We start from the raw sequence: 24,106 nt of genomic DNA on the forward strand, positions 1-24,106 counted from the left end.
GATGGATGACCGATGCCGCAAGATGCCAAGATCGTGCGCTGGCGCGAGTGGGATGGCCCTCGGGCGAAACGCCATTTGCGGTCCGCTATCGCATCGCCTGCGATGCCGGCTGGCATGCGCGGAGCGTCATGGTCGATATGATCGGCGATGGCCGGACGCTTGTCCTGGCGTCGGATGGCGATGGTCGCTGGACCAGGAACGGCCTGCCGATGCCCGAGCTCGCCGGCGTGCTCGACCCGGACCTGACCGTCACCCCTTTCACGAACACGCTGCCGATCCGGCGCCTGGCGCTCTCGACTGGGCAGAGCGCCGAGATCACCACCGGCTTCATCGATTTCCCGGCACTCTCTGTCGTGCCCAACCCGCAACGCTACACATGCCTCGAAGAGGGCAGGCGATACCTCTATGAATCGCGCGCCAGCGACTTCAGGCGGGAACTGGAGATCGACCGCGATGGGCTGGTCGTCGACTATCCTGATTTCTGGCGAAGGGGCTAAACGCATTTGCCTGCAAACCGCTCTTTACAGAGAGCACGGAAGCTTTTAGGAAGCCCCTGCTGCGCCGAGGCGCACATGTACGGGCATAGCTCAGTTGGTAGAGCGGCGGTCTCCAAAACCGCAGGTCGTAGGTTCGAGCCCTGCTGCCCGTGCCATTTTCTAAGGAAAATCACGCATTTAGAGATCGTCTTGCTTGGCAAGGACGCCTCAAGCCGCCTTACACATCTCTTGCACAAACTTGAACGCGCGCAGGAAGTGCCTGCCGATAGCGGAAGAACATTCGATTCTCGAAGGCAAGGTCCACGTCCATAGGCGTAACGACAGCCCGATTTGGCACTGTTCGAGGTATGTCGAAGCCAAGAACCGCCGGGCCACCATCAAGGAAGAAGTCTTGCTAGGCCAAGGATTGGGCCGAGGATTGGCATTTCGACCTGAATGACGAGGGCCGGCCACGGCGATCGCCAATCCGCTCGACCGTATTTGATGGCTATCGAGCAGCATTGCCGCACGTACGCGCTGCAGTTGAGGCGAGAGAATGCGTTTGGGGAGAGGACCACTCAACTTACAACCAAAGGTAACCTTGATCTAGTCGAATACAGCGCATGGCAATGATTCGAGCGGTCATTGACTCGGGCTTTGCCGGGTGCGTCGCACTTCTATGGTGAAGCGGGGCTTGGCGGGGAGCGGCGCAGGGGATGAGATGCACGGCAAAGGACGGCGCCAACACGGTCAGCTTCCGCCGGTCCTTGTTTTTGACCACGGCAATCATCACACTCGTCACCGCGATTGCCGGCATGCGGCCGGCGTCCGCGCAGTCGGTGTCAGGCATCGGTGATCTATCGCCGGACGCAAGCACCATTCAAACGCCGGATTGGACGGTCGGGGCCGATCTCGTTGTCGGTAATAACGCCACAGGCACGCTGGACATCCAGAATGGCGGCGCGGTCACCAATGGCACCGGCTTTATCGGCTATGGTGCCCAAGGGACGGTCACCGTCTCGGGCGCCAACGGTGGCGGCAATGCCTCGACTTGGACCAATAACGGTGACCTCGTTGTCGGTCAGGATGGCAACGGCACGCTCAATATCGGAAATGGCGGCCAGGTGAGCAATGCTGACGGTTATATCGGCGTCGCGGCCGCCAGCCAAAGCGATGTCACTGTCGCGGGCCACGACGGTAGCGGTCACGCCTCGACGTGGACCAATACAGGCACGCTTTATGTCGGCGACAACGGCAAGGCCTCGCTCGCTATCCAGGATGGCGGGATCGTGAACAGTGCATTGGTCGTCATCGGCAACAATAGCGATGGCAATGGCACCGGCACTGGCATGGTTGCGGTCACGGGTCGGGACATTGACCAACATGCCTCGACCCTAAACATTACCAACCAGATTTATGTTGGTAGTGGCGGCATAGGCAACAAGCTCGACATCCTGGATGGCGGGCTGGTGAACAGTGGACAGGCTTCTATCGGCTACGGGAGCGGTAGCGAAGGCACGGCCACCGTCTCGGGTCGCGACATCAACGGCAATGCCTCGGCCTGGAACGCCGCCAACAATATTTACGTGGGTTTCTCCGGCAGCGGTACACTCAACGTCGCGGACGGCGCCGCGGTGGCCACGAGTGCAACTGGAGGCGGCGCTGCCTCTGTCTATATCGGCTACACGAACGGCGGCACGGGCACTGTCAATGTATCGAGCAGCACGGGCAGCGTCTCAAGCTTGACCGCGACCGACCGCATCGATGTCGGCTACGATGGCGACGGCACGATGACCGTTGGAAAAGGTGGCTTCGTAAGCGTCGGTACCGATGTTCATATAGCCAACGGCAGCACAGCCACTGGAACGCTCCATCTCGACGGCGACGCCACCGGACGCGGCGTTGTCGAAACCGGCTCCGTGATCAAGGGAGCCGGCGCCACCGCTATACTCGACCTCAACGGCGGCATTCTGCGTGCGAACCGGGATGAAGCCGATTTCCTGAACGGCTTCACTGCACTGAGTGTGGCAGCCGGAGGAGCCTGGTTCGATACCAACGGGCACGACATCGGCATCGGCACGGATTTTTCCGGTTCGTCGAACTTCAACAAGCTCGGCCTCGGTCAACTGACGCTGACCGGGGACAGTTCCGGCTTTACCGGCGCATCGACCGTGTCGGCCGGCACGCTGGCCGTGAACGGCGTGCTGGGCGGCAACATGCTGGTCGACACCGGCGGACGGCTCGTCGGCACGGGCGGCTTGGGCAATGTCGTCAATACTGGCGTCGTCGCGCCGGGCTATGGCAATGCCATGGGCACGCTCACCGTCCAGGGCGATTATGTCAGCACTGGCGGACGCCTCGAAATCGCGACCGTTCTGGGCGACGACAGCTCGCAGACCAGCCGCCTTGCGGTCAACGGCACGACTTCAGGCGTTACGCATGTCAGCATCATCAACCGTGGCGGCCCTGGCGCGCCGACGGTGGAAGGCATCAAGATCGTCGACGTGACGGGTGCGTCCAACGGTGCTTTCGTGCTCGACAGCAACTATGTCTTCCAGGGCGCACCGGCGGTGATAGCCGGCGCTTACGCCTATCGCCTCTATCAGGGCGGCGTCTCTACTCCCTTGGATGGCGACTGGTATCTGCGTTCCTCCCTGGGCGGTCCCGGCGCGCCGCTCTATCAGCCCGGCGTGCCGGTTTACGAGGCCTATGGCTCCAATCTGCAGTCGCTCAACACTCTCCCGACGCTGCAGCAACGTGTCGGCAACCGTGTCTGGGGCCCCGGCGCCAATGGCGACGGCAATGGAATTTGGGGTCGAGCGGAAGGCATCCACGGGCGCTTCAACAGTGCCGCGGTGTCGGCGACTGGTTTGGATCAGGACATCGATACCTGGAAGATACAGGCGGGTGTCGATCGGGTGCTTGTCGATAGCGACACGAGCGGGCGTCTGGTGGCGGGCGTCAACGTCTCCTATGGCGAGGCCAACAGCCGGATCAACTCGGCGTTCGGCGACGGTACACTGAAGACCGACGGCTACGGCCTTGGCGCGACTTTGACCTGGTATGGTGTCACGGGCTTCTATGTCGACGGTCAGGCGCAGCTCAACCGCCTGGCAGCGACCTCAATTCCGAACTTCTCGGCTCGCTCACCCACGACAATGGCGGCAGCGGCGAGGCGTTCAGCATCGAAGCGGGCAAGCGGATTTTGTTCGGCGAGCACGTTGGCATCACGCCGCAATTCCAGATCGTCTATTCCAATGTGCGGTTCGATCACTTCGTTGATCCGTCGGGTGCCGACGTGGCCGCCGGCAGGAACGACAGCCTGAAAACGCGCTGGGGCGTCGCGCTCGATCATCAGGGCGCCTGGGAAGGTGGCCGCAGCCACATCTACGGAATCGCCAATGTCAGCTATGAATGGCTCGATGGCACGCGCACTCTGGTCGCGGGGACACCCATCATCAATGCCGACGACCGGCTGTGGGGCGAACTCGGCCTCGGTGCGAGCGTAAGCTGGCGCAAGGATCTCACCTTCTATGGCGAGCTCTCCGGCAACACACCGTTCCGTAATTTTGGCAACAGCTACATCCTCAAGTCCAATTTCGGTCTCCGAACGCAATTCTGACCGCAAGGGCGGTATCTCATCGTCGCCATGGCGCAACGAGATGCGGCAAAGGCTAATCTGGCTCAAAGCCCCAGGTCGTAGGTTCGAGCCCTGCTGCCCGTGCCATTTCCAAAATGGCCATCGAGAATGATATTTTGGGGTCGGCCTTTGAAAATCGGCGACCCGCTTGCCATATTAGGCCGATTGGGGCATAAGGGCGTCATAGCCGGGACGGAACGACTGGATGGTTCCGAGGCGGCGTTTGGTCATAAAGCGGACACTTGCCACTTGCGTGGATCAAGAATCGGTTTTATGTAGACGAGACAGACACGCGGCGCGTGGAGCTGGGAAGCCGGCTTTACGCGTCTGATTTGCATGGGCGAAATGGTGCGCTGATTCGGCGCGCTTTGGGTCCAGGCGGCACGTCCCGGTCAGCGGGATCATCCAGGGGGCCCGGCCAACGGGTCTTGAAGACAGGCGGCATATGGCTTCGAAAACCACAAATCCTTTCGTCTTTCTCCAGCAGGTGCGCGCGGAGACTGCCAAGGTGACTTGGCCGTCGCGTCGCGAGACGATGATCTCGACGGTGATGGTTCTCGCCTTCGCCGTGATCGCGATGATCTTCTTCTTCACCGCTGATCAGCTCATGGGCCTCGCGGTCGAGCAGATTCTGGGCATTGGACGCTAAGTCCGGCGATTACGGAGAAGTCGTAAAAATGGCTACGCGCTGGTACATCGTCCACGCCTATTCGAACTTCGAGAAGAAGGTCGCCGAGGACATCGAAAACAAGGCCAAGCAGAAGGGCCTGTCCGCCGACATCGAGCAGATCGTGGTGCCGACCGAGAAGGTCGTCGAGGTTCGTCGCGGCCGCAAGGTCGACGCCGAGCGCAAGTTCTTCCCGGGCTATGTGCTCCTGAAGGCCAATCTGACCGACGCCGTCTTCTCGCTGGTCAAGAACACGCCAAAGGTCACCGGCTTTCTCGGCGACTCCAAGCCTGTGCCGATCACCGAGGCCGAAGCCCAGCGCATCCTGAACCAGGTGCAGGAAGGCGTCGAGCGGCCGAAGCCCTCGGTCACCTTCGAGATCGGCGAGGCGATCCGCGTCTCGGATGGTCCGTTCGCGTCGTTCAACGGTTTCGTCCAGGAAGTGGACGAGGAGCGGGCGCGGCTCAAGGTGGAAGTTTCGATCTTCGGGCGCGCCGTGCCTGTCGATCTGGAATTCGGACAGGTCGAAAAAGGCTGATCCGAAATCCCTGATGCCGGTTCGGCGATCGGGGAGGCGGCGCGCAAGCGCTGCCTGAGGACGGTGGGAGGCGAAGGCGGCTTTAGCCGGCCGCAAGAACCGCACCACCAGACTGCAACCGCCGGTGTTTCCCAGCTAATGGGGCCGGCATAGACAAAGGCAGGAAAAGAGATGGCTAAGAAAATTGCAGGCCAGCTCAAGCTCCAGGTCTCCGCGGGATCGGCTACGCCGTCGCCCCCGATCGGCCCGGCGCTTGGTCAGCGTGGCATCAACATCATGGAGTTCTGCAAGGCGTTCAACGCGCAGACCCAGGAAATGGAAAAGGGATCGCCGGTTCCGGTCGTCATCACCTATTACCAGGACAAGTCGTTCACCTTCGTCATGAAGACGCCGCCGGTGAGCTACTTCCTGAAAAAGGCCGCGAACCTGAAGTCGGGCTCGAAGGAGCCGGGCAAGGTCAAGGCTGGCACGGTTTCGCGCGACAAGGTTCGCGAAATCGCGACTGCCAAGATGAAGGATCTGAACGCGAACGACGTCGAAGCGGCCATGCGTATGGTCGAGGGCTCCGCCCGCTCGATGGGTCTGGAAGTGGTGGGCTGAGATCATGGCAAAGATTGCAAAGCGTGTATCGAAGACCCGTGAAGGCATCGATCCCAACAAGGCTTACGCGCTCGGTGAAGCGCTGAAGCTGCTCAAGGACCGGTCTTCGGTCAAGTTCGACGAGACCGTCGAAGTGGCCATGAACCTGGGCGTCGACCCGCGTCATGCCGACCAGATGGTCCGCGGCGTGGTCAACCTGCCGAACGGCACCGGCCGCTCGGTTCGCGTCGCCGTGTTCGCCCGTGGCGACAAGGCCGATGAGGCCAAGGCCGCCGGCGCCGACATCGTCGGTGCGGAGGACCTGGTCGACATCGTCCAGAAGGGCACGATCGATTTCGATCGCTGCATCGCCACGCCGGACATGATGCCGCTGGTCGGCCGTCTCGGTAAGGTGCTCGGCCCGCGCGGCATGATGCCGAACCCGAAGGTCGGTACCGTCACCACCGACGTTGCCGCCGCCGTCAAGGCATCGAAGGGCGGCGCCGTCGAGTTCCGCGTCGAAAAAGCCGGCATCGTTCATGCCGGCGTCGGCAAGGTCTCGTTCGACGTCAAGGCACTGGAAGAGAACATCCGTGCCTTCGCCGATGCGGTGACCAAGGCAAAGCCGGCTGGCGCCAAGGGCAACTACGTCAAGAAGGTGTCGGTCACCTCGACGATGGGCCCGGGCCTCAAGCTCGACGTCTCGACGCTCGCAGCGTCCTGATTAAGACCATTTGGATCGGCCTTTCGAAGGTTGGTCCGTGACTGAATTCCGGGCCCTGGATTTATCCTGGGCCCGGTACCGGAAGCCGGAAGGCTTCCGGACATCCTGTCCGAGATTGCGGGCGGCCCGAATCTTGATTCAAGAGGACGGCCTTAATTCATGTGGGCCTGCATGAGACGGGTGAAGACCCGACAACGGAGCGACAAGCTCCAATGAAAGGTTCGAACCGTGTTTGCCTTTTGTCTGCGCATCGCCGGCCTAGCCGTCGATGTGGCGAAAGGGGGCAGGATCCTCGAGCGTCGTTCGGGAGATCCGTTACTGGATGGCCCGGCCGGCAAAAGGCAACCCGACGCCTGTCCTCTCCAATGGGAATGTTCCCATTGACGGGGCAGGGGTCAACTGGAGATAGGCAGTGGACAGAGCGGAAAAACGCGAACTCGTCACGGGCCTGAATGATGCGTTTTCGGGCGCAGGTTCAGTCGTCGTGGCCCACTATGCCGGTATCACCGTCGCGCAAATGAACGACCTTCGGTCGAAAATGCGCGCCGCCGGTGGCACCGTTAAAGTCGCGAAGAACCGTCTCGCCAAAATCGCTCTTCAGGGCACGGACTCCGCATCGATCATCGACCTGTTCAAGGGACAGACGCTGATCGCTTATTCGGAGGATCCGATTGCGGCGCCGAAGGTCGCGTCCGATTTCGCCAAGGGAAATGACAAGTTGGTCATTCTCGGCGGCGCAATGGGCACCACCTCGCTCAATGCCGACGGTGTGAAGGCACTCGCCACACTTCCGTCGCTCGATGAGCTGCGCGCCAGGCTGGTTGGCATGATCGCCACGCCGGCAACCCGGATCGCCCAGATCGTCAATGCGCCAGCGGCCTCGGTCGCGCGCGTCATCGGCGCTTACGCCCGGAAGGACGAGGCGGCATGAGGCCGTTCCTCGCTATCGAAAACACACGTTCGAACCTAACGAAGGAATACAACAATGGCTGATCTCGCAAAGATCGTAGACGACCTTTCGAAGCTGACCGTCCTCGAGGCGGCTGAGCTGTCGAAGCTTCTGGAAGAAAAGTGGGGCGTTTCGGCTGCCGCTCCGGTGGCGGTTGCCGCTGCTGGCGGCGCTGCCGCCGCCGCTGCTCCGGTCGAAGAGAAGACCGAATTCGACGTCGTCCTCACCGAGGCCGGCGCTCAGAAGATCAACGTCATCAAGGAAGTCCGCGCCATCACCGGTCTTGGCCTCAAGGAAGCCAAGGACCTGGTCGAAGCGGCTCCGAAGCCGGTCAAGGAAGGCGTTTCCAAGGCCGACGCTGACAAGTTCAAGGCCCAGCTGGAAGCAGCCGGCGCCAAGGTCGACCTGAAGTAAGCGTAAAAGCGGCGGGCGGCCTCGCGCCGTCCGCCACTCTCTTCGCCTGGAAGGGAGGACGCGTAGCGCGAGATGTAGGAGAACCTCTTTCCTGAGGGCCGAAAACCGGCCTTCAGGAAACGGGTTTTCTCCCGTTTTAGCCGGCCACCGCCAAGCAGTTGGTGCAGGTGGACGGAGAACAGACAGAGAGCCGCCGGCCAGGTGGCTCGGAATGCAAGGCGGGCCGCGGCGAGGCCCGTCCCGAGTTTAGAGCTAAGGAGCGACGATGGCCCAGACCCAGACTTTCAATGGCCGCAGACGCGTACGCAAGTTCTTCGGAAAGATCCCGGAAGTTGCGGAGATGCCGAACCTGATCGAGGTTCAGAAGGCATCCTATGACCAGTTCCTGATGGTGGACGAGCCCAAGGGCGGACGTCCGGACGAAGGGCTGCAGGCTGTTTTCAAGTCGGTCTTCCCGATCTCCGATTTTTCCGGCTCCTCCATGCTGGAGTTCGTGAAGTACGAGTTCGAAGGACCGAAATTCGACGTTGACGAATGCCGTCAGCGCGACCTGACCTATGCCGCGCCGCTCAAGGTGACGCTGCGCCTCATCGTGTTCGATATCGACGAGGATACCGGCGCCAAGTCGATCAAGGACATCAAGGAGCAGGACGTCTACATGGGCGACATGCCGCTCATGACGCTCAACGGCACCTTCATCGTCAACGGCACCGAGCGCGTCATCGTCTCGCAGATGCACCGTTCGCCGGGCGTCTTCTTCGACCATGACAAGGGCAAGTCGCACTCGTCGGGCAAGCTTCTGTTTGCCGCGCGCGTCATCCCCTATCGCGGCTCGTGGCTCGACATCGAGTTCGATTCCAAGGACGTCGTGCACGCCCGCATCGACCGCCGCCGCAAGATTCCGGTGACGTCTCTGCTGATGGCGCTCGGCATGGACGGCGAAGAGATCCTGTCGACCTTCTACAACAAGATCTCCTATGTCCGTGCGGGCGACCACTGGCGCATCCCGTTCAACGTCGAGCGTTTCCGTGGCCTCAAGGCTGTCGGCGATCTGGTCGATGCCGATACGGGCGAGGTCGTGGTCGAGCAAGGCAAGAAGATCACCGCCCGTCAGGCGCGCGCGCTTGGCGAAAAGGGTCTCAAGGCGATCAAGGCGACCGACGAGGATCTGCTTGGCAACTATCTGGCCGAGGACATCGTCAACTACGCCACCGGTGAGATCTTCCTCGAAGCCGGTGACGAGATCGACGAGAAGACGCTGAAGGTGTTGCTCGGCACTGGCGAGAGCGAGATCAAGGTTCTCGACATCGACCACGTCAATGTCGGCGCCTATATCCGCAACACGCTCAACGTCGACAAGAACGAGAGCCGCCAGGACGCATTGTTCGACATCTATCGTGTCATGCGCCCCGGCGAGCCGCCGACGCTCGAGACCGCCGAAGCCATGTTCAACTCGCTGTTCTTCGACAGCGAGCGCTACGATCTGTCGGCTGTCGGCCGCGTCAAGATGAACATGCGCCTCGAGCTCAAGGCCGAGGACACCGTGCGCGTGCTGCGCAAGGACGACATCCTGGCCGTGGTCAAGACGCTGGTCGAATTGCGCGACGGCAAGGGCGAGATCGACGACATCGACAATCTCGGCAACCGCCGCGTGCGTTCCGTCGGCGAGCTGATGGAAAACCAGTACCGCGTCGGCCTGCTGCGCATGGAGCGCGCGATCAAGGAACGCATGTCCTCGATCGAGATCGACACGGTCATGCCGCAGGACCTGATCAACGCCAAGCCGGCGGCCGCCGCCGTGCGCGAGTTCTTCGGCTCCTCGCAGCTGTCGCAGTTCATGGATCAGACCAACCCGCTGTCGGAGATCACCCACAAGCGTCGTCTCTCGGCGCTTGGACCGGGCGGCCTGACGCGCGAGCGCGCCGGCTTCGAAGTGCGCGACGTGCACCCGACGCATTACGGCCGCATCTGCCCGATCGAGACGCCGGAAGGCCCGAATATCGGCCTGATCAACTCGCTGGCGACCTTCGCGCGCGTCAACAAGTACGGCTTCATCGAAAGCCCGTACCGCAAGATCGTCGACGGCAAGCTGACCAATGACGTCGTCTATCTCTCGGCGATGGAAGAGGCCAAGCACCATGTCGCGCAGGCCAACGCCGAGCTCGACAAGAACGGTGGTTTCGTCGACGAGTTCGTCATTTGCCGCAGCGCCGGCGAAGTGATGATGGCGCCGCGCGAAAACGTCGACCTGATGGACGTGTCGCCCAAGCAGATGGTGTCTGTCGCCGCGGCGCTCATCCCGTTCCTCGAGAACGACGACGCCAACCGCGCTCTGATGGGCTCGAACATGCAGCGTCAGGCCGTGCCGCTGGTGCGCGCCGAGGCGCCGTTCGTCGGCACCGGCATGGAGCCGATCGTCGCCCGTGACTCGGGCGCCGCCATCGGCGCGCGTCGTGGCGGCATCGTCGACCAGGTGGACGCGACGCGTATCGTTATCCGCGCCACCGAGGATCTCGATCCGGGCAAGTCCGGCGTCGATATCTACCGGCTGATGAAGTTCCAGCGTTCGAACCAGAACACCTGCATCAACCAGCGTCCGCTGGTGCGTATGGGTGACCGGGTCAACAAGGGCGACATCATCGCCGACGGTCCGTCGACCGAGCTCGGTGATCTGGCGCTGGGCCGCAACGTGCTGGTCGCGTTCATGCCTTGGAACGGCTACAACTACGAGGACTCGATCCTCTTGTCGGAGCGCATCGTCGCCGACGACGTCTTCACCTCGATCCACATCGAGGAGTTCGAGGTCATGGCGCGCGATACCAAGCTTGGTCCGGAGGAAATCACGCGCGATATTCCCAACGTCTCGGAAGAAGCGCTGAAGAACCTCGACGAAGCCGGCATCGTCTATATCGGTGCGGAAGTGCAGCCGGGCGACATCCTGGTCGGCAAGATCACGCCGAAGGGTGAAAGCCCGATGACGCCGGAAGAGAAGCTTCTGCGCGCCATCTTCGGTGAAAAGGCTTCCGACGTGCGCGACACTTCGATGCGCATGCCTCCGGGCACCTTCGGCACCGTCGTTGAGGTGCGCGTGTTCAATCGCCACGGTGTGGAGAAGGACGAGCGCGCCATGGCGATCGAGCGCGAGGAGATCGAACGCCTCGCCAAGGACCGTGACGACGAACAGGCCATTCTGGACCGTAACGTCTATGCGCGCCTTTCCGACGTGCTCGTCGGCAAGGAAGCGATCGCCGGACCGAAGGGCTTCAAGAAGGGCTCGACGCTGTCCAAGGATACGCTCGACGAGTATCCGCGTTCGCAGTGGTGGCAGTTTGCCGTGGAGAACGAAAAGCTCCAGAGCGAACTGGAAGCCCTGCGTGGCCAGTACGACGACTCCAAGAAGGCGCTGGAGCAGCGCTTCATGGACAAGGTCGAGAAGGTGCAGCGCGGCGACGAAATGCCTCCCGGCGTCATGAAGATGGTCAAGGTCTTCGTGGCGGTGAAGCGCAAGATGCAGCCCGGCGACAAGATGGCCGGCCGTCACGGCAACAAGGGTGTCGTGTCGCGCATCGTTCCGGTCGAGGACATGCCTTTCCTCGAGGACGGCACGCATGCCGATATCGTGCTCAACCCGCTGGGTGTGCCGAGCCGCATGAATGTCGGCCAGATCCTGGAAACGCATCTGGGCTGGGCGTGCGCCGGCATGGGCAGGAAGATCGGCGAGCTGATCGACACGTATAAGGCTGCCGGCGACATCAAGCCGCTGCGCAAGACGTTGGAAAGCTTCATGCCGGCCAACGACCGCAACGAGCCGGTCCGCGAGTATGACGACGAGAGCATCGTTCGCCTCAGCGAGCAGATGCGCCGCGGCGTCTCCATCGCGACCCCGGTGTTCGACGGTGCGCATGAGGCTGACATCAACATCATGCTGGAGCAGGCGGGCCTGCACACATCAGGTCAGTCGCAGCTCTATGACGGGCGTACCGGCGAGCCGTTCGATCGCAAGGTGACGATGGGCTATATCTACATGCTCAAGCTTCACCACCTGGTGGACGACAAGATCCACGCGCGTTCGATCGGTCCGTACTCGCTCGTCACCCAGCAGCCGCTGGGCGGCAAGGCGCAGTTCGGTGGCCAGCGCTTCGGCGAAATGGAGGTCTGGGCGCTGGAAGCCTACGGCGCCGCCTACACGCTGCAGGAAATGCTGACGGTGAAGTCGGACGACGTCGCCGGCCGCACCAAGGTCTACGAGGCGATCGTGCGTGGCGACGACACGTTCGAGGCCGGCATTCCCGAGAGCTTCAACGTGCTCGTCAAGGAAATGCGGTCCCTCGGCCTCAATGTCGAGCTGGAGAACACCAAGCTCGACGACAACCCTGTCCGGCTGCCCGACGCGGCCGAATAAGGCAAAGGCGCGTCGCGGCAACCCGCGACGCGCTTACCAAATTCTACGGCCGGTGGGCCGACCACTCAGCGGGCATTCGGCCCGCGCTAGATGCAAGGGGTTTTCGAGGACCCCGAAAAGGAGAACGGCATGAACCAAGAGGTCATGAATCTCTTCAATCCGCAGGCGCCTGCGCAGGTGTTCGATTCCATCCGGATTTCGCTTGCCAGCCCTGAGAAGATTCTGTCCTGGTCGTTCGGCGAGATCAAGAAGCCGGAGACCATCAACTACCGCACCTTCAAGCCGGAGCGTGACGGTCTGTTCTGCGCGCGCATTTTTGGCCCGATCAAGGACTATGAGTGCCTGTGCGGCAAGTACAAGCGCATGAAGTACAAGGGCGTCATCTGCGAGAAGTGCGGCGTCGAAGTGACGCTGTCGCGCGTCCGGCGCGAGCGCATGGGCCATATCGAGCTCGCGGCCCCCGTCGCCCATATCTGGTTCCTGAAGTCGCTGCCCTCGCGCATCGGCACGCTGCTCGACATGACGCTGAAGGACATCGAGCGCGTCCTCTATTTCGAGAACTACATCGTCACCGAGCCTGGCCTCACCGCGCTGAAGGAGCACCAGCTGCTCAGCGAGGAAGAGTACATGATCGCCGTTGACGAGTATGGCGAGGATTCCTTCACCGCCATGATCGGCGCCGAGGCCATTCATGACCTTCTGGCCGGCATGGACCTGGAAAAGATCGCCGGCGACCTGCGTTCGGAACTGGCTTCGACTACGTCCGAGCTGAAGCAGAAGAAGTATCTGAAGCGACTCAAGGTCGTCGAGAACTTCATGGAATCCGGCAACCGTCCGGAATGGATGATCATGAAGGTGGTTCCGGTGATCCCGCCGGACCTGCGCCCGCTGGTCCCCCTGGACGGCGGTCGCTTCGCGACGTCCGACCTGAACGATCTCTATCGCCGCGTCATCAACCGCAACAACCGCCTGAAGCGGCTGATCGAGCTGCGCGCGCCCGGCATCATCGTGCGCAATGAAAAGCGCATGCTGCAGGAAGCCGTCGATGCGCTGTTCGACAACGGCCGTCGCGGCCGCGTCATCACCGGCGCCAACAAGCGTCCGCTGAAGTCGCTGTCCGACATGCTCAAGGGCAAGCAGGGCCGGTTCCGTCAGAATCTGCTCGGCAAGCGCGTCGACTATTCCGGCCGCTCGGTCATCGTCACCGGTCCGGAGCTCAAGCTGCACCAGTGCGGCCTGCCGAAGAAGATGGCGCTCGAACTGTTCAAGCCCTTCATCTACGCCCGCCTCGACGCCAAGGGTTACTCCTCGACCGTCAAGCAGGCGAAGAAGCTGGTCGAGAAGGAGCGTCCGGAAGTCTGGGATATCCTCGACGAGGTCATCCGCGAGCATCCGGTGCTGTTGAACCGCGCGCCGACGCTGCACCGTCTCGGCATCCAGGCGTTCGAGCCGATCCTGATCGAAGGCAAGGCGATCCAGCTTCACCCGCTGGTCTGCACGGCCTTCAACGCCGACTTCGACGGCGACCAGATGGCCGTTCATGTGCCGCTGTCGCTGGAAGCGCAGCTTGAAGCCCGCGTGCTGATGATGTCGACCAACAACATCCTGCACCCGGCTTCCGGCGCGCCGATCATCGTGCCGTCGCAGGACATGGTCCTGGGTCTCTACTATCTCTCGATCGTCAACCAGAACGAGCCGGGCGAGGGCATGGTGTTTGCCGACATGGGCGAACTCCAGCACGCGCTCGAGACCAAGGCCGTGACCTTGCACGCCAAGATCAAGGGCCGCTTCCGCACGGTCGACGCCGAAGGCAAGGTCGTGTCGAAGATCCATGACACCACGCCTGGCCGCATGATCATCGGCGAGCTTCTGCCGAAGAACGTCAACGTGCCTTACGAGACCGCCAACCAGGAGATGACCAAGAAGAACATCTCCAAGATGATCGACACCGTCTACCGCCATTGCGGTCAGAAGGAGACGGTCATTTTCTGCGATCGCATCATGGCGCTCGGCTTTGCTCATGCGTGCCGTGCCGGCATTTCGTTCGGCAAGGACGACATGCTGATCCCGGACACCAAGATCAAGCTGGTGTCGGACACCGAGGCTTTGGCCAAGGAGTACGAGCAGCAGTACAATGACGGCCTGATCACGCAGGGCGAAAAGTACAACAAGGTCGTCGACGCCTGGGCCAAGTGCTCGGAAAAGGTCGCCGACGAGATGATGGCCCGCATCAAGGCAGTCGAGTTCGAGGACAATGGCCGTCAGAAGCCGATGAACTCGATCTACATGATGTCGCACTCCGGTGCGCGCGGCTCGCCCACCCAGATGCGCCAGCTCGCCGGCATGCGCGGCCTGATGGCCAAGCCGTCGGGTGAAATCATCGAGACGCCGATCATCTCGAACTTCAAGGAAGGCCTGACCGTGCTCGAGTACTTCAACTCGACCCACGGCGCCCGCAAGGGTCTGGCCGATACCGCCTTGAAGACGGCGAACTCGGGCTACCTCACCCGCCGTCTGGTCGACGTGGCGCAGGACTGCATCGTCAACTCCGTGGATTGCGGCACCGACAAGGGCCTCACCATGCAGCCGATCGTCGATGCCGGTCAGGTCGTTGCTTCGGTCGGCCAGCGTGTGCTGGGCCGTACGTCGCTCGACGACATTAACCATCCGGTGACCGGCGATCTGCTGGTCAAGGCCGGGACGCTGATGGACGAGCGTGACGTGGAAAAGATCGAAAAGGCCGGCGTGCAGTCGGTCCGCATTCGTTCGGCACTGACCTGCGAGGTCAGGATCGGCGTCTGCGCGGTCTGCTACGGACGCGATCTGGCCCGCGGCACCCCGGTCAACCAGGGCGAAGCCGTCGGCGTCATCGCGGCGCAGTCGATCGGCGAGCCGGGCACGCAGCTCACCATGCGTACCTTCCACATGGGCGGTACGGCGCAGGTGGTGGATAGTTCGTTCCTTGAAGCCTCCTATGAGGGCAAGGTCGAGATCCGCAACCGCAACGTGGTGCGCAACTCCGACGGCCAGCAGATGGTCATGGGCCGCAACATGGCGGTGCTGATCCTCGATGAGGCCGGCAAGGAGCGCGCCACGCACCGTGTCACCTATGGTTCGCGCATCTTCGTGGACGATGGCGACAAGGTGAAGCGCGGCCAGCGTATCGCCGAGTGGGATCCCTATACCCGCCCGATCCTCACCGAAATCGAGGGCAAGGTGTCGTACGAGGATCTGGTCGATGGCATTTCCGTCCAGGAAACGGCCGACGAGTCGACCGGCATCACCAAGCGCGAGGTCATCGACTGGCGTTCGACGCCGCGCGGCAACGACCTCAAGCCGGCGATCGCCATCCAGGACGCCAAGGGCAAGGTCGGCAAGCTGTCGAAGGGCGGCGACGCCCGCTTCCTGCTCTCGGTCGAGGCCATTCTCTCGGTCGAGCCGGGTTCGCAGGTTCGCCCCGGCGACGTCCTGGCGCGTATCCCGATGGAAAGCGCCAAGACCAAGGACATCACCGGCGGTCTGCCGCGTGTTGCCGAACTGTTCGAGGCACGTCGTCCGAAGGATCACGCCATCATCGCCGAGATCGACGGCACGATCCGCTTCGGCCGCGACTACAAGAACAAGCGTCGCATCATCATCGAGCCGCATGACTCGACGCTGGAGCCGGTCGAATACCTGATCCCGAAGGGCAAGCCGTTCCATCTCCAGGACGGCGACGTCATCGAGAAGGGCGACTACATCCTCGACGGCAATCCAGCGCCGCACGACATCCTGGCCATCAAGGGCGTGGAGGCGCTTGCGTCCTACCTCGTCAACGAGATCCAGGAAGTCTACCGTCTGCAGGGCGTGTCGATCAACGACAAGCACATCGAGGTGATTGTTCGCCAGATGCTGCAGAAGGTCGAGATCACCACGCAGGGCGACTCGACCTACATCCCGGGCGACCACGTCGACGTGATCGAACTGGAAGAGGTCAACGAGCGCCTGGTCGAGGACGGCAAGAAGCCGGCCGAAGGCCAGCCGGTGCTCTTGGGCATCACCAAGGCCTCGCTGCAGACGCCGTCCTTCATCTCGGCCGCCTCCTTCCAGGAGACGACCAGGGTGCTGACGGAAGCCGCGGTCGCCGGCAAGACCGACATGCTGCAGGGCTTGAAGGAAAACGTCATCGTCGGCCGGTTGATCCCGGCCGGTACCGGCGGCACGATGAGCCAGATCAGGCGCATCGCGACCTCGCGTGACGAACTGATCATCGATGAGCGCCGCAAGGCCTCCGGTGTGGAAGTCGCCGAGCCGATGCTGGCCGACATGACAACCGCCGCGCAGTAAGCGCGGCGGGGAGCAATTCCAGGAAAAGTGTGCAACGGTTTTCCGCCCGGAATTTGCTTCATGGAAAATAGAGCGGTTCATCGTTTCCTTGAAACGACAAACCGCTTGGAAATCTCAGGCAACAGAAGCCGTCGGGGCAACCCGGCGGCTTTTTCGTTTCAACGATCGGAGGAAGGCAGATGAGCACGAAGACCTGGACGGCTGTCGACGATTACATCGTGTCCTCGCTCTTCGAGGCGGACCCCGTTCTCGACGCGGTCCTGGCGGCCAACCGCGACCACGGCCTGCCGGCGATCGACGTCTCGGCGGCTCAGGGAAAACTGCTCTCACTGCTGGTGCGCATCGGCGGTGCGAAAAAGGTGCTGGAGATCGGTACGCTGGGCGGCTATTCGACCATCTGGATGGCGCGGGGTTTGCCAGCCGACGGCAAAGTCGTGACCCTCGAACTCGATCCGCACCACGCCAAGGTCGCACGCTCGAATTTCGAGCGGGCAGGGGTAGCGGACAAGGTTGAGCTCAGGGTCGGTCCCGCGGTTCAATCTCTCGACGCGTTGGCGAGTGAGAATGCCGGTCCGTTCGATCTCATCTTCATCGACGCCGACAAGCCCAACAACCCAAACTATCTCGCCTGGGCCTTGCGGCTGGCGCGTCCAGGAACAGTGATCGTGTGCGACAACGTCATCCGCGACGGCGCCGTTCTGGAAGACGATGGCCGCGACGCCAATGTCGAAGGCGCACGCGCGGCCTTTTCCTTCATCGGCGGCGACAAGCGACTGGACGGCACCGCCATCCAGACCGTAGGCGCCAAAGGCTATGATGGCTTTGCGATTGCGATCGTCAAAGTGACTGCCGGAGGCTGACCCGGCAACCTTCAGTCGAAAAACGCCTCGACCACATTGCGCTTGCCGAGCATGAAGGCGTCAGCGACGTGCTGCAGCGGCGCCAGGTCGACGTCGGACACGCCGGCGCGCACGATTTCGGCGAAGCGCCGGTAGAGCATCGGGTATTCCGCCTCCGGCTCTTCATGCACGACTCGGCCATCGACGGCGAGCTTCGAGCCGCCGCCCGAGAGCACCATTTTCCCGGCATCCGTATCGGCGAGGATGTCCCAGCTCTGCGGTCCGGTCTGCAGCCAGTCGAGGTCCATCGTCACATCGGATCCGCTCGCCGCGCGGAAGGCGACCTGGGCCGCGATCGGCGCGTCGCGATTCTCGGGAAAGTCGAGCACGGCCGAGGTGATGTACATGGCCGGCAGGATATAGGTCGCGATCGACAGCGCGTTGATGCCGGGATCGAAGACGCCGAAGCCGCCGGGCTGCCAGATCCAGTCCTGGTTCGGATGCCAGCGGCGCACGTCTTCCTTCCAGACGATCGCCGCCGATTTGATTCTGGTCGAAGCCAGGAATGCCCGCGCAGCTTCCACCGCCGGCGCGTAACGCGAATGCCAGCTTGCGAACAGGGAGACGCCTTGTCTTGTCGCCAGCGCCTTCAGGTCCTCGACCTCGCTGACCGTGGCGCCCGGTGGCTTTTCCAGGAAGACGTGCTTCCCGGCCTCCAGCGCCTTGCGCGCGGCGTCATAGCGGAACTGCGGCGGCATGCACAGCGACACCGCGTCGAGTTCGGGCACGGCGCCAAGCATCGTCTCTATGTCGGGGAAATTCGCAATGTCGTCGACCTTGCCGTGCCGGCTGGCCGCCGCGATAAGCTGGTAGTCCTGGTTCTTGGCCAGGGCGGGAAGATGTTGGTCGCGCACAATTTTGCCGACGCCGACAATGCCGATTCTTATGGGCGAGATGGATGAGGACATGAGGCTCCGCCGGGTTTGGACGACTGCGGGTCTCTTAGCAGATCGGCCATGCCGGGCAAGCGTCGGCCATGCCAGCCAGTCTCAACGAATCGGCATCATGGCGAAAGGCAGGCGAGAGGCGCATCGACTGCGGTCAGATCGGCACGTCGAAGGTCACGATCGAGACTTCGCCTTCGAGTGCGCCCTGGAAGGCCGAAAGATGCGGCTCATCGTCGGGCTCGCCCTCCATGTCGCCGATCTGGTCGAGCTCGGCCTCGGCGTAGCCTTCCGCGGCGAGCGATTCGAGCGCGCGGCGCACAGCCGAATCGTCGTCGGGCGCCACCAGCATGACATGGACGCCTTCCGGCTTGCCGCCTTTCCTCTTCCACACCCGGCCGGTGATGATGGTGACCGGGCGTTCCTCATTGTCGTTCACGGGCCGATTCCTTCGCGGCGAGGGACTGTCACTGTTCATGCGGCCTTTTCGCATGAAGCAAGGGCTCGCAACAGCCGCAAGCCAATCAATTTGCTAGAGGCTTGGCACTTTCTTCCCCGACCTTGCAAAACGGCGAAAGAAAATTACATGCGGTTTTCGCATGGCTGCCAAGACCCGGCTTCAATGCAATATTTGCCGCTGCGGGGTTGACGGTTCGCGGGCTTACGAGTAGAAGCCGCCCAGTCAGAACCGATGTGAGGCTCTCCCTTCCGAAGCGACACGCTTTGGAGTTTGCCTCAAACAGGGTTCGTTTTACGAGCGAAAAGACATTTCCGGCGTGCATGAAGCGGCTTCCGCTTCCTCTGCGATTTGTTCGGGCAGGACCGCGAGGCGCGGTTTGTGGCCCGAATTTGCGTATGGAAATGACGCTTTGAGCGAGCCTTGACCGGCACGAGACACGGAATTGAGAGACAAGAGGGTTTAATGCCTACCGTCAACCAGCTGATCCGCAAGCCGCGCATTGCGCCGGTGAAGCGCAACAAGGTCCCGGCCATGCAGCAGAACCCGCAGAAGCGGGGCGTCTGCACGCGCGTCTACACGACGACGCCGAAGAAGCCGAACTCGGCGCTGCGCAAGGTGGCCAAGATCCGCCTGACCAATGGTTTTGAAGTGATCGGTTACATCCCCGGCGAAGGTCACAACCTTCAGGAGCACTCCGTGGTCATGATCCGCGGCGGCCGCGTCAAGGATCTTCCGGGCGTGCGCTACCACATCATCCGCGGCGTGCTCGACACGCAGGGCGTGAAGAACCGCAAGCAGCGCCGTTCGAAGTACGGTGCCAAGCGTCCGAAGTAAGGGGCGTCCGAAGTAAGATTTTCCGGCCTTGGCGCTGCTTGAACGCGCCGGGCTACGAGATTGAGAGACAAAAGCCATGTCGCGTCGTCACAGTGCAGAAAAGCGTGAGATCAACCCGGATCCCAAGTTCGGCGATCTGATCGTCACCAAGTTCATGAACGCCGTCATGTATGACGGCAAGAAGTCGGTTGCCGAGACCATCGTCTACGGTGCGCTCGACCAGGTCCAGTCGAAGACCAAGCAGGAGCCGGTCACCGTCTTCCATCAGGCGCTCGACAATGTCGCGCCGCATGTGGAAGTGCGTTCGCGTCGCGTCGGCGGCGCCACCTACCAGGTTCCGGTCGACGTTCGTCCCGAGCGCCGCCAGGCATTGGCGATCCGCTGGCTGATCGCGGCTGCCCGCAACCGCAACGAGACCACCATGGTCGACCGCCTCTCCGGCGAGCTGATGGACGCGGCCAACAACCGCGGCACCGCCGTGAAGAAGCGTGAAGACACCCACAAGATGGCTGAAGCCAACCGCGCTTTCGCACACTACCGCTGGTAAAGCGCGAACAGGACTGAGAGGCAGCTACGATGGCCCGCGAATACAAAATCGAAGACTACCGCAATTTCGGTATCATGGCGCATATTGACGCCGGCAAGACGACGACCACCGAGCGCGTCCTCTATTACACGGGCAAGTCGCACAAGATCGGCGAAGTGCACGACGGCGCTGCCACCATGGACTGGATGGAGCAGGAGCAGGAGCGCGGCATCACCATCACGTCCGCCGCGACCACGACCTTCTGGAAGGGTCGTGACGGCAAAATGCACCGCTTCAACATCATCGACACTCCCGGACACGTCGACTTCACGATCGAAGTCGAGCGTTCGCTGCGCGTGCTCGACGGCGCCATCGCGCTGCTCGACGCCAACGCCGGTGTCGAGCCGCAGACGGAAACCGTCTGGCGCCAGGCCGACAAGTATCGTGTGCCGCGCATGATCTTCTGCAACAAGATGGACAAGATCGGTGCCGACTTCTACCGCTCGGTCGAGATGATCGGCTCGCGCCTTGGCGCGCAGGCTGTCGTCATGCAGCTGCCGATCGGCGCCGAGACCGAGTTCAAGGGTGTCGTCGACCTCGTCGAGATGAACGCGCTGGTTTGGCGCGACGAAACCCTGGGCGCTGCCTGGGACGTCGTCGAGATCCCGGCCGACCTCAAGGCGCGTGCCGAGGAATATCGCGAGAAGATGATCGAAGCCGCCGTCGAAATGGACGAGACGGCGCTTGAGAACTACCTCGAAGGCAAGATGCCTTCGAATGACGAGATCCGTTCGCTGATCCGCAAGGGTACGATCGCGGTCAAGTTCTACCCGATGTTCTGCGGCTCGGCCTTCAAGAACAAGGGCGTTCAGCCGCTGCTCGACGCGGTCGTCGAATATCTGCCGTCGCCGGCCGACGTTCCGGCCATCAAGGGCGTCGACGCCAAGACCGATGCCGAGATCGAGCGTCATGCGGACGACAACGAGCCGCTGTCGATGCTTGCCTTCAAGATCATGAACGACCCCTTCGTCGGTTCGCTGACCTTTGCCCGCATCTATTCGGGCAAGCTCACCAAGGGCGTCTCGGTCGACAACACCGTGAAGGGCAAGAAGGAGCGCATCGGCCGCATGCTGCAGATGCATGCGAATTCGCGCGCCGACGTCGAAGAAGCTTTCGCCGGCGACATCGTCGCCCTGGCGGGCCTCAAGGACACGACCACCGGTGACACGCTGTGCGATCCGCTGCACCCGGTCATTCTCGAGCGCATGGAATTCCCCGATCCGGTCATCCAGATCGCCATTGAGCCGAAGACCAAGAACGACCAGGAAAAGATGGGCCTCGCCCTTCACCGCCTGGCTGCCGAGGATCCGTCCTTCCGCGTCAAGACCGACGAGGAAAGCGGCCAGACCATCATCTCGGGCATGGGCGAACTGCACCTCGACATCATCGTCGACCGCATGCGTCGCGAGTTCAAGGTCGAAGCCAATGTCGGCGCGCCGCAGGTGGCCTATCGCGAGACGATCACCCGCAAGCATGAGCAGGACTACACGCACAAGAAGCAGACCGGCGGTACCGGCCAGTTCGCCCGCGTCAAGGTCGTGTTCGAGCCGAATTCCGAGAGCGAAGAGTTCGTGTTCGAGTCCAAGATCGTCGGCGGCGCGGTGCCTAAGGAATACATTCCGGGCGTCGAAAAGGGCATCCAGAGCGTCATGGGCGCCGGTCCGTTCGCGGGCTTCCCGATGATCGGCGTCAGGGCGACGCTCATCGACGGCGCCTACCACGACGTCGACTCCTCGGTCCTCGCCTTCGAAATCGCATCCCGTGCCTGCTTCCGTGAAGCTGCTCCCAAGCTTGGCGTGCAGTTGCTCGAGCCGATCATGAAGGTCGAGGTGGTGACGCCGGAAGACTACGTCGGCAGCGTCATCGGCGACCTGAACGGCCGTCGCGGCCAGATCCAGGGCCAGGAAGCGCGCGGCGTGGCCGTCGTCATCAACGCGATGGTGCCGCTCGCCAACATGTTCAAGTACGTCGACAACCTGCGCTCGATGAGCCAGGGCCGCGCGGCCTACACGATGCAGTTCGATCACTACGAGCCGGTCCCGACCGCGGTCGCCCAGGAAGTCCAGAAGAAATACGCGTAACTCGAACAGAGCTGCCGCGGTAACGCAATTCAAAGCCCGCACGGGCGAGCAGGAAATGGAGACATCACATGGCCAAAGGTAAATTCGAGCGCACTAAGCCTCATGTGAACATCGGCACGATCGGCCACGTCGATCACGGCAAGACGTCGCTGACGGCTGCGATCACCAAGTATTTTGGCGAATACAAGCGCTATGACCAGATCGACGCGGCGCCCGAAGAGAAGGCGCGCGGCATCACGATCTCGACGGCTCACGTCGAATACGAGACCGCCAACCGCCACTACGCCCACGTCGACTGCCCCGGCCACGCCGACTATGTGAAGAACATGATCACCGGCGCCGCGCAGATGGACGGCGCGATCCTGGTCGTGTCGGCCGCCGACGGCCCGATGCCGCAGACCCGCGAGCACATCCTGCTTGCCCGTCAGGTCGGCGTGCCGTCGATCGTGGTGTTCCTCAACAAGGTCGACCAGGTCGATGACGCGGAACTCCTCGAACTGGTCGAGCTCGAGGTTCGCGAGCTTCTGTCGAAGAACGAGTTCCCCGGCGACGACATTCCGATCGTCAAGGGTTCGGCGCTGGCAGCACTCGAGGATTCGGACAAGACGATCGGCGAGGACGCGATCCGCGAGCTGATGGCTCAGGTCGACGCCTACATCCCGACGCCGGTTCGTCCGCTGGACAAGCCGTTCCTGATGCCGATCGAGGACGTGTTCTCGATCTCGGGCCGTGGCACGGTGGTGACCGGTCGCGTCGAGCGCGGCGTGGTCAAGGTCGGCGAGGAGCTGGAGATCATCGGCATCCGTCCGACGACCAAGACGACCTGCACGGGCGTGGAAATGTTCCGCAAGCTGCTCGATCAGGGCCAGGCTGGCGACAACATCGGCGCGCTGCTGCGCGGCGTTGATCGTGAAGGTGTCGAGCGCGGCCAGGTTCTGGCCAAGCCGGGCACGGTGAAGCCGCACAAGAAGTTCGTGGCCGAAGCCTACATCCTGACCAAGGACGAAGGTGGCCGTCACACGCCGTTCTTCACCAACTACCGTCCGCAGTTCTACTTCCGCACGACCGACGTGACCGGCATCGTGTCGCTGCCGGAAGGCACCGAGATGGTGATGCCTGGCGACAACATCACGGTCGATGTCGAGCTGATCGTGCCGATCGCCATGGAAGAGAAGCTGCGCTTCGCCATCCGTGAAGGCGGCCGCACCGTCGGTGCCGGCATCGTCGTCACCATCAAAGAGTAATTTGGACTTAAACCGATCTGTCGCGGGCGCGGAAGTTGCCCGCGCCGCGCCAGAACAAGGAAGTGACGCATGAACGGACAGAATATCCGCATCCGCCTGAAGGCGTTTGATCACCGCGTGCTTGACGCCTCGACGAAGGAAATCGTGTCGACGGCCAAGCGCACCGGGGCAAACGTCCGCGGCCCCATTCCGCTGCCGACGCGGATCGAAAAGTTCACGGTCAACCGGTCGCCTCACGTCGACAAGAAGAGCCGCGAGCAGTTCGAGATGCGCACGCACAAGCGTCTGCTCGACATCGTCGATCCGACCCCGCAGACCGTCGATGCTTTGATGAAGCTCGATCTGGCCGCCGGTGTCGACGTCGAGATCAAGCTCTAAGGGAATGAGAGCGCGGTAAGGGGCG

18 protein-coding genes, 1 tRNA gene and 1 pseudogene are annotated in these 24,106 nt (G+C 62.2%); 18 read left to right on the forward strand and 2 right to left on the reverse strand.

Annotation, left to right across the window (positions count from 1 at the left end; all coding sequences use genetic code 11):
* Positions 1-5 precede the first annotated feature (5 nt).
* The 13 genes and pseudogenes from LB564_RS01555 (at position 6) to LB564_RS01610 (ending at position 17,575) form a co-directional block, all read left to right on the forward strand.
* Positions 6-497 (forward strand): putative glycolipid-binding domain-containing protein, encoded by a 492-nt coding sequence (locus LB564_RS01555; protein WP_224534541.1) that lies wholly within the window; start codon positions 6-8, stop codon positions 495-497.
* A 79-nt stretch (positions 498-576) separates the two neighbouring features.
* A tRNA-Trp gene (locus LB564_RS01560) sits at positions 577-652 on the forward strand.
* Positions 653-1,291: 639 nt separating this feature from the next.
* A pseudogene (locus tag LB564_RS01565) lies at positions 1,292-3,580 on the forward strand (autotransporter outer membrane beta-barrel domain-containing protein); the annotation flags it as partial.
* Positions 3,535-4,098, forward strand: a complete 564-nt coding sequence (locus LB564_RS31450) for an autotransporter outer membrane beta-barrel domain-containing protein (protein WP_263491416.1) — start codon at positions 3,535-3,537, stop codon at positions 4,096-4,098. The pseudogene LB564_RS01565 and the gene LB564_RS31450, both read left to right, overlap by 46 nt.
* A 463-nt stretch (positions 4,099-4,561) precedes the next feature.
* Positions 4,562-4,765 (forward strand): preprotein translocase subunit SecE, encoded by a 204-nt coding sequence (secE, locus tag LB564_RS01570; RefSeq protein WP_013531408.1) that lies wholly within the window; start codon positions 4,562-4,564, stop codon positions 4,763-4,765.
* A 28-nt stretch (positions 4,766-4,793) separates the two neighbouring features.
* Positions 4,794-5,321, forward strand: coding sequence for a transcription termination/antitermination protein NusG (gene nusG, locus LB564_RS01575; RefSeq protein WP_015317996.1), 528 nt, complete (start codon positions 4,794-4,796; stop codon positions 5,319-5,321).
* A gap of 171 nt (positions 5,322-5,492) precedes the next feature.
* Positions 5,493-5,921, forward strand: a complete 429-nt coding sequence (gene rplK / locus LB564_RS01580; protein WP_010909262.1) for a 50S ribosomal protein L11 — start codon at positions 5,493-5,495, stop codon at positions 5,919-5,921.
* Between the two features lie 4 nt (positions 5,922-5,925).
* Entirely contained in the window at positions 5,926-6,624 is a 699-nt protein-coding gene (gene rplA, locus LB564_RS01585; RefSeq protein ID WP_140710757.1) for a 50S ribosomal protein L1, read from the forward strand.
* A gap of 412 nt (positions 6,625-7,036) precedes the next feature.
* Positions 7,037-7,555: a 50S ribosomal protein L10 gene (rplJ, locus tag LB564_RS01590; RefSeq protein WP_027146631.1), complete on the forward strand. Its 519-nt coding sequence runs from the start codon at positions 7,037-7,039 to the stop codon at positions 7,553-7,555.
* Between the two features lie 54 nt (positions 7,556-7,609).
* On the forward strand, positions 7,610-7,987 hold the full coding sequence (gene rplL, locus LB564_RS01595; RefSeq protein WP_015317993.1) for a 50S ribosomal protein L7/L12: 378 nt from the start codon (positions 7,610-7,612) through the stop codon (positions 7,985-7,987).
* 265 nt (positions 7,988-8,252) lie between these two features.
* A complete protein-coding gene (rpoB, locus tag LB564_RS01600; protein ID WP_224534543.1) occupies positions 8,253-12,389 on the forward strand; it encodes a DNA-directed RNA polymerase subunit beta in 4,137 nt (1,378 codons plus the stop codon).
* Positions 12,390-12,518: 129 nt separating this feature from the next.
* Positions 12,519-16,715, forward strand: coding sequence for a DNA-directed RNA polymerase subunit beta' (gene rpoC / locus LB564_RS01605; RefSeq protein WP_224534545.1), 4,197 nt, complete (start codon positions 12,519-12,521; stop codon positions 16,713-16,715).
* Between the two features lie 179 nt (positions 16,716-16,894).
* Positions 16,895-17,575 carry an O-methyltransferase gene (locus LB564_RS01610; protein WP_224534548.1) on the forward strand — a complete coding sequence of 227 codons (681 nt, stop codon included), beginning with the start codon at positions 16,895-16,897 and terminating at the stop codon, positions 17,573-17,575.
* An 11-nt stretch (positions 17,576-17,586) separates the two neighbouring features.
* Here the strand turns inward: LB564_RS01610 and LB564_RS01615 are convergent, their stop codons facing one another.
* Positions 17,587-18,510 carry a Gfo/Idh/MocA family protein gene (locus LB564_RS01615; protein WP_181173878.1) on the reverse strand — a complete coding sequence of 308 codons (924 nt, stop codon included), beginning with the start codon at positions 18,508-18,510 and terminating at the stop codon, positions 17,587-17,589.
* 145 nt (positions 18,511-18,655) lie between these two features.
* Positions 18,656-18,937 carry a transcriptional regulator gene (locus LB564_RS01620; protein ID WP_140710747.1) on the reverse strand — a complete coding sequence of 94 codons (282 nt, stop codon included), beginning with the start codon at positions 18,935-18,937 and terminating at the stop codon, positions 18,656-18,658.
* Between the two features lie 483 nt (positions 18,938-19,420).
* On the opposite strand from LB564_RS01620, the gene rpsL reads away from it, so the two are divergent.
* The 5 genes from rpsL to rpsJ all read left to right on the forward strand — a co-directional run bounded on the left by rpsL (position 19,421) and on the right by rpsJ (position 24,081).
* Positions 19,421-19,792, forward strand: a complete 372-nt coding sequence (gene rpsL, locus LB564_RS01625) for a 30S ribosomal protein S12 (protein WP_006333356.1) — start codon at positions 19,421-19,423, stop codon at positions 19,790-19,792.
* A 76-nt stretch (positions 19,793-19,868) separates the two neighbouring features.
* Positions 19,869-20,339 carry a 30S ribosomal protein S7 gene (gene rpsG, locus LB564_RS01630; RefSeq protein WP_008875664.1) on the forward strand — a complete coding sequence of 157 codons (471 nt, stop codon included), beginning with the start codon at positions 19,869-19,871 and terminating at the stop codon, positions 20,337-20,339.
* Positions 20,340-20,368: 29 nt separating this feature from the next.
* Positions 20,369-22,459, forward strand: a complete 2,091-nt coding sequence (gene fusA, locus LB564_RS01635) for an elongation factor G (protein ID WP_140710745.1) — start codon at positions 20,369-20,371, stop codon at positions 22,457-22,459.
* A gap of 68 nt (positions 22,460-22,527) precedes the next feature.
* Complete coding sequence (gene tuf, locus LB564_RS01640) at positions 22,528-23,703, forward strand: elongation factor Tu (RefSeq protein ID WP_224534536.1); 1,176 nt, start codon at positions 22,528-22,530, stop codon at positions 23,701-23,703.
* A 69-nt stretch (positions 23,704-23,772) separates the two neighbouring features.
* A complete protein-coding gene (rpsJ, locus tag LB564_RS01645) occupies positions 23,773-24,081 on the forward strand; it encodes a 30S ribosomal protein S10 (protein ID WP_010909272.1) in 309 nt (102 codons plus the stop codon).
* Positions 24,082-24,106 lie beyond the last annotated feature (25 nt).

The organism is Mesorhizobium sp. ES1-6, assembly GCF_020164775.1.
In the GTDB taxonomy this organism is placed as follows: domain Bacteria; phylum Pseudomonadota; class Alphaproteobacteria; order Rhizobiales; family Rhizobiaceae; genus Mesorhizobium.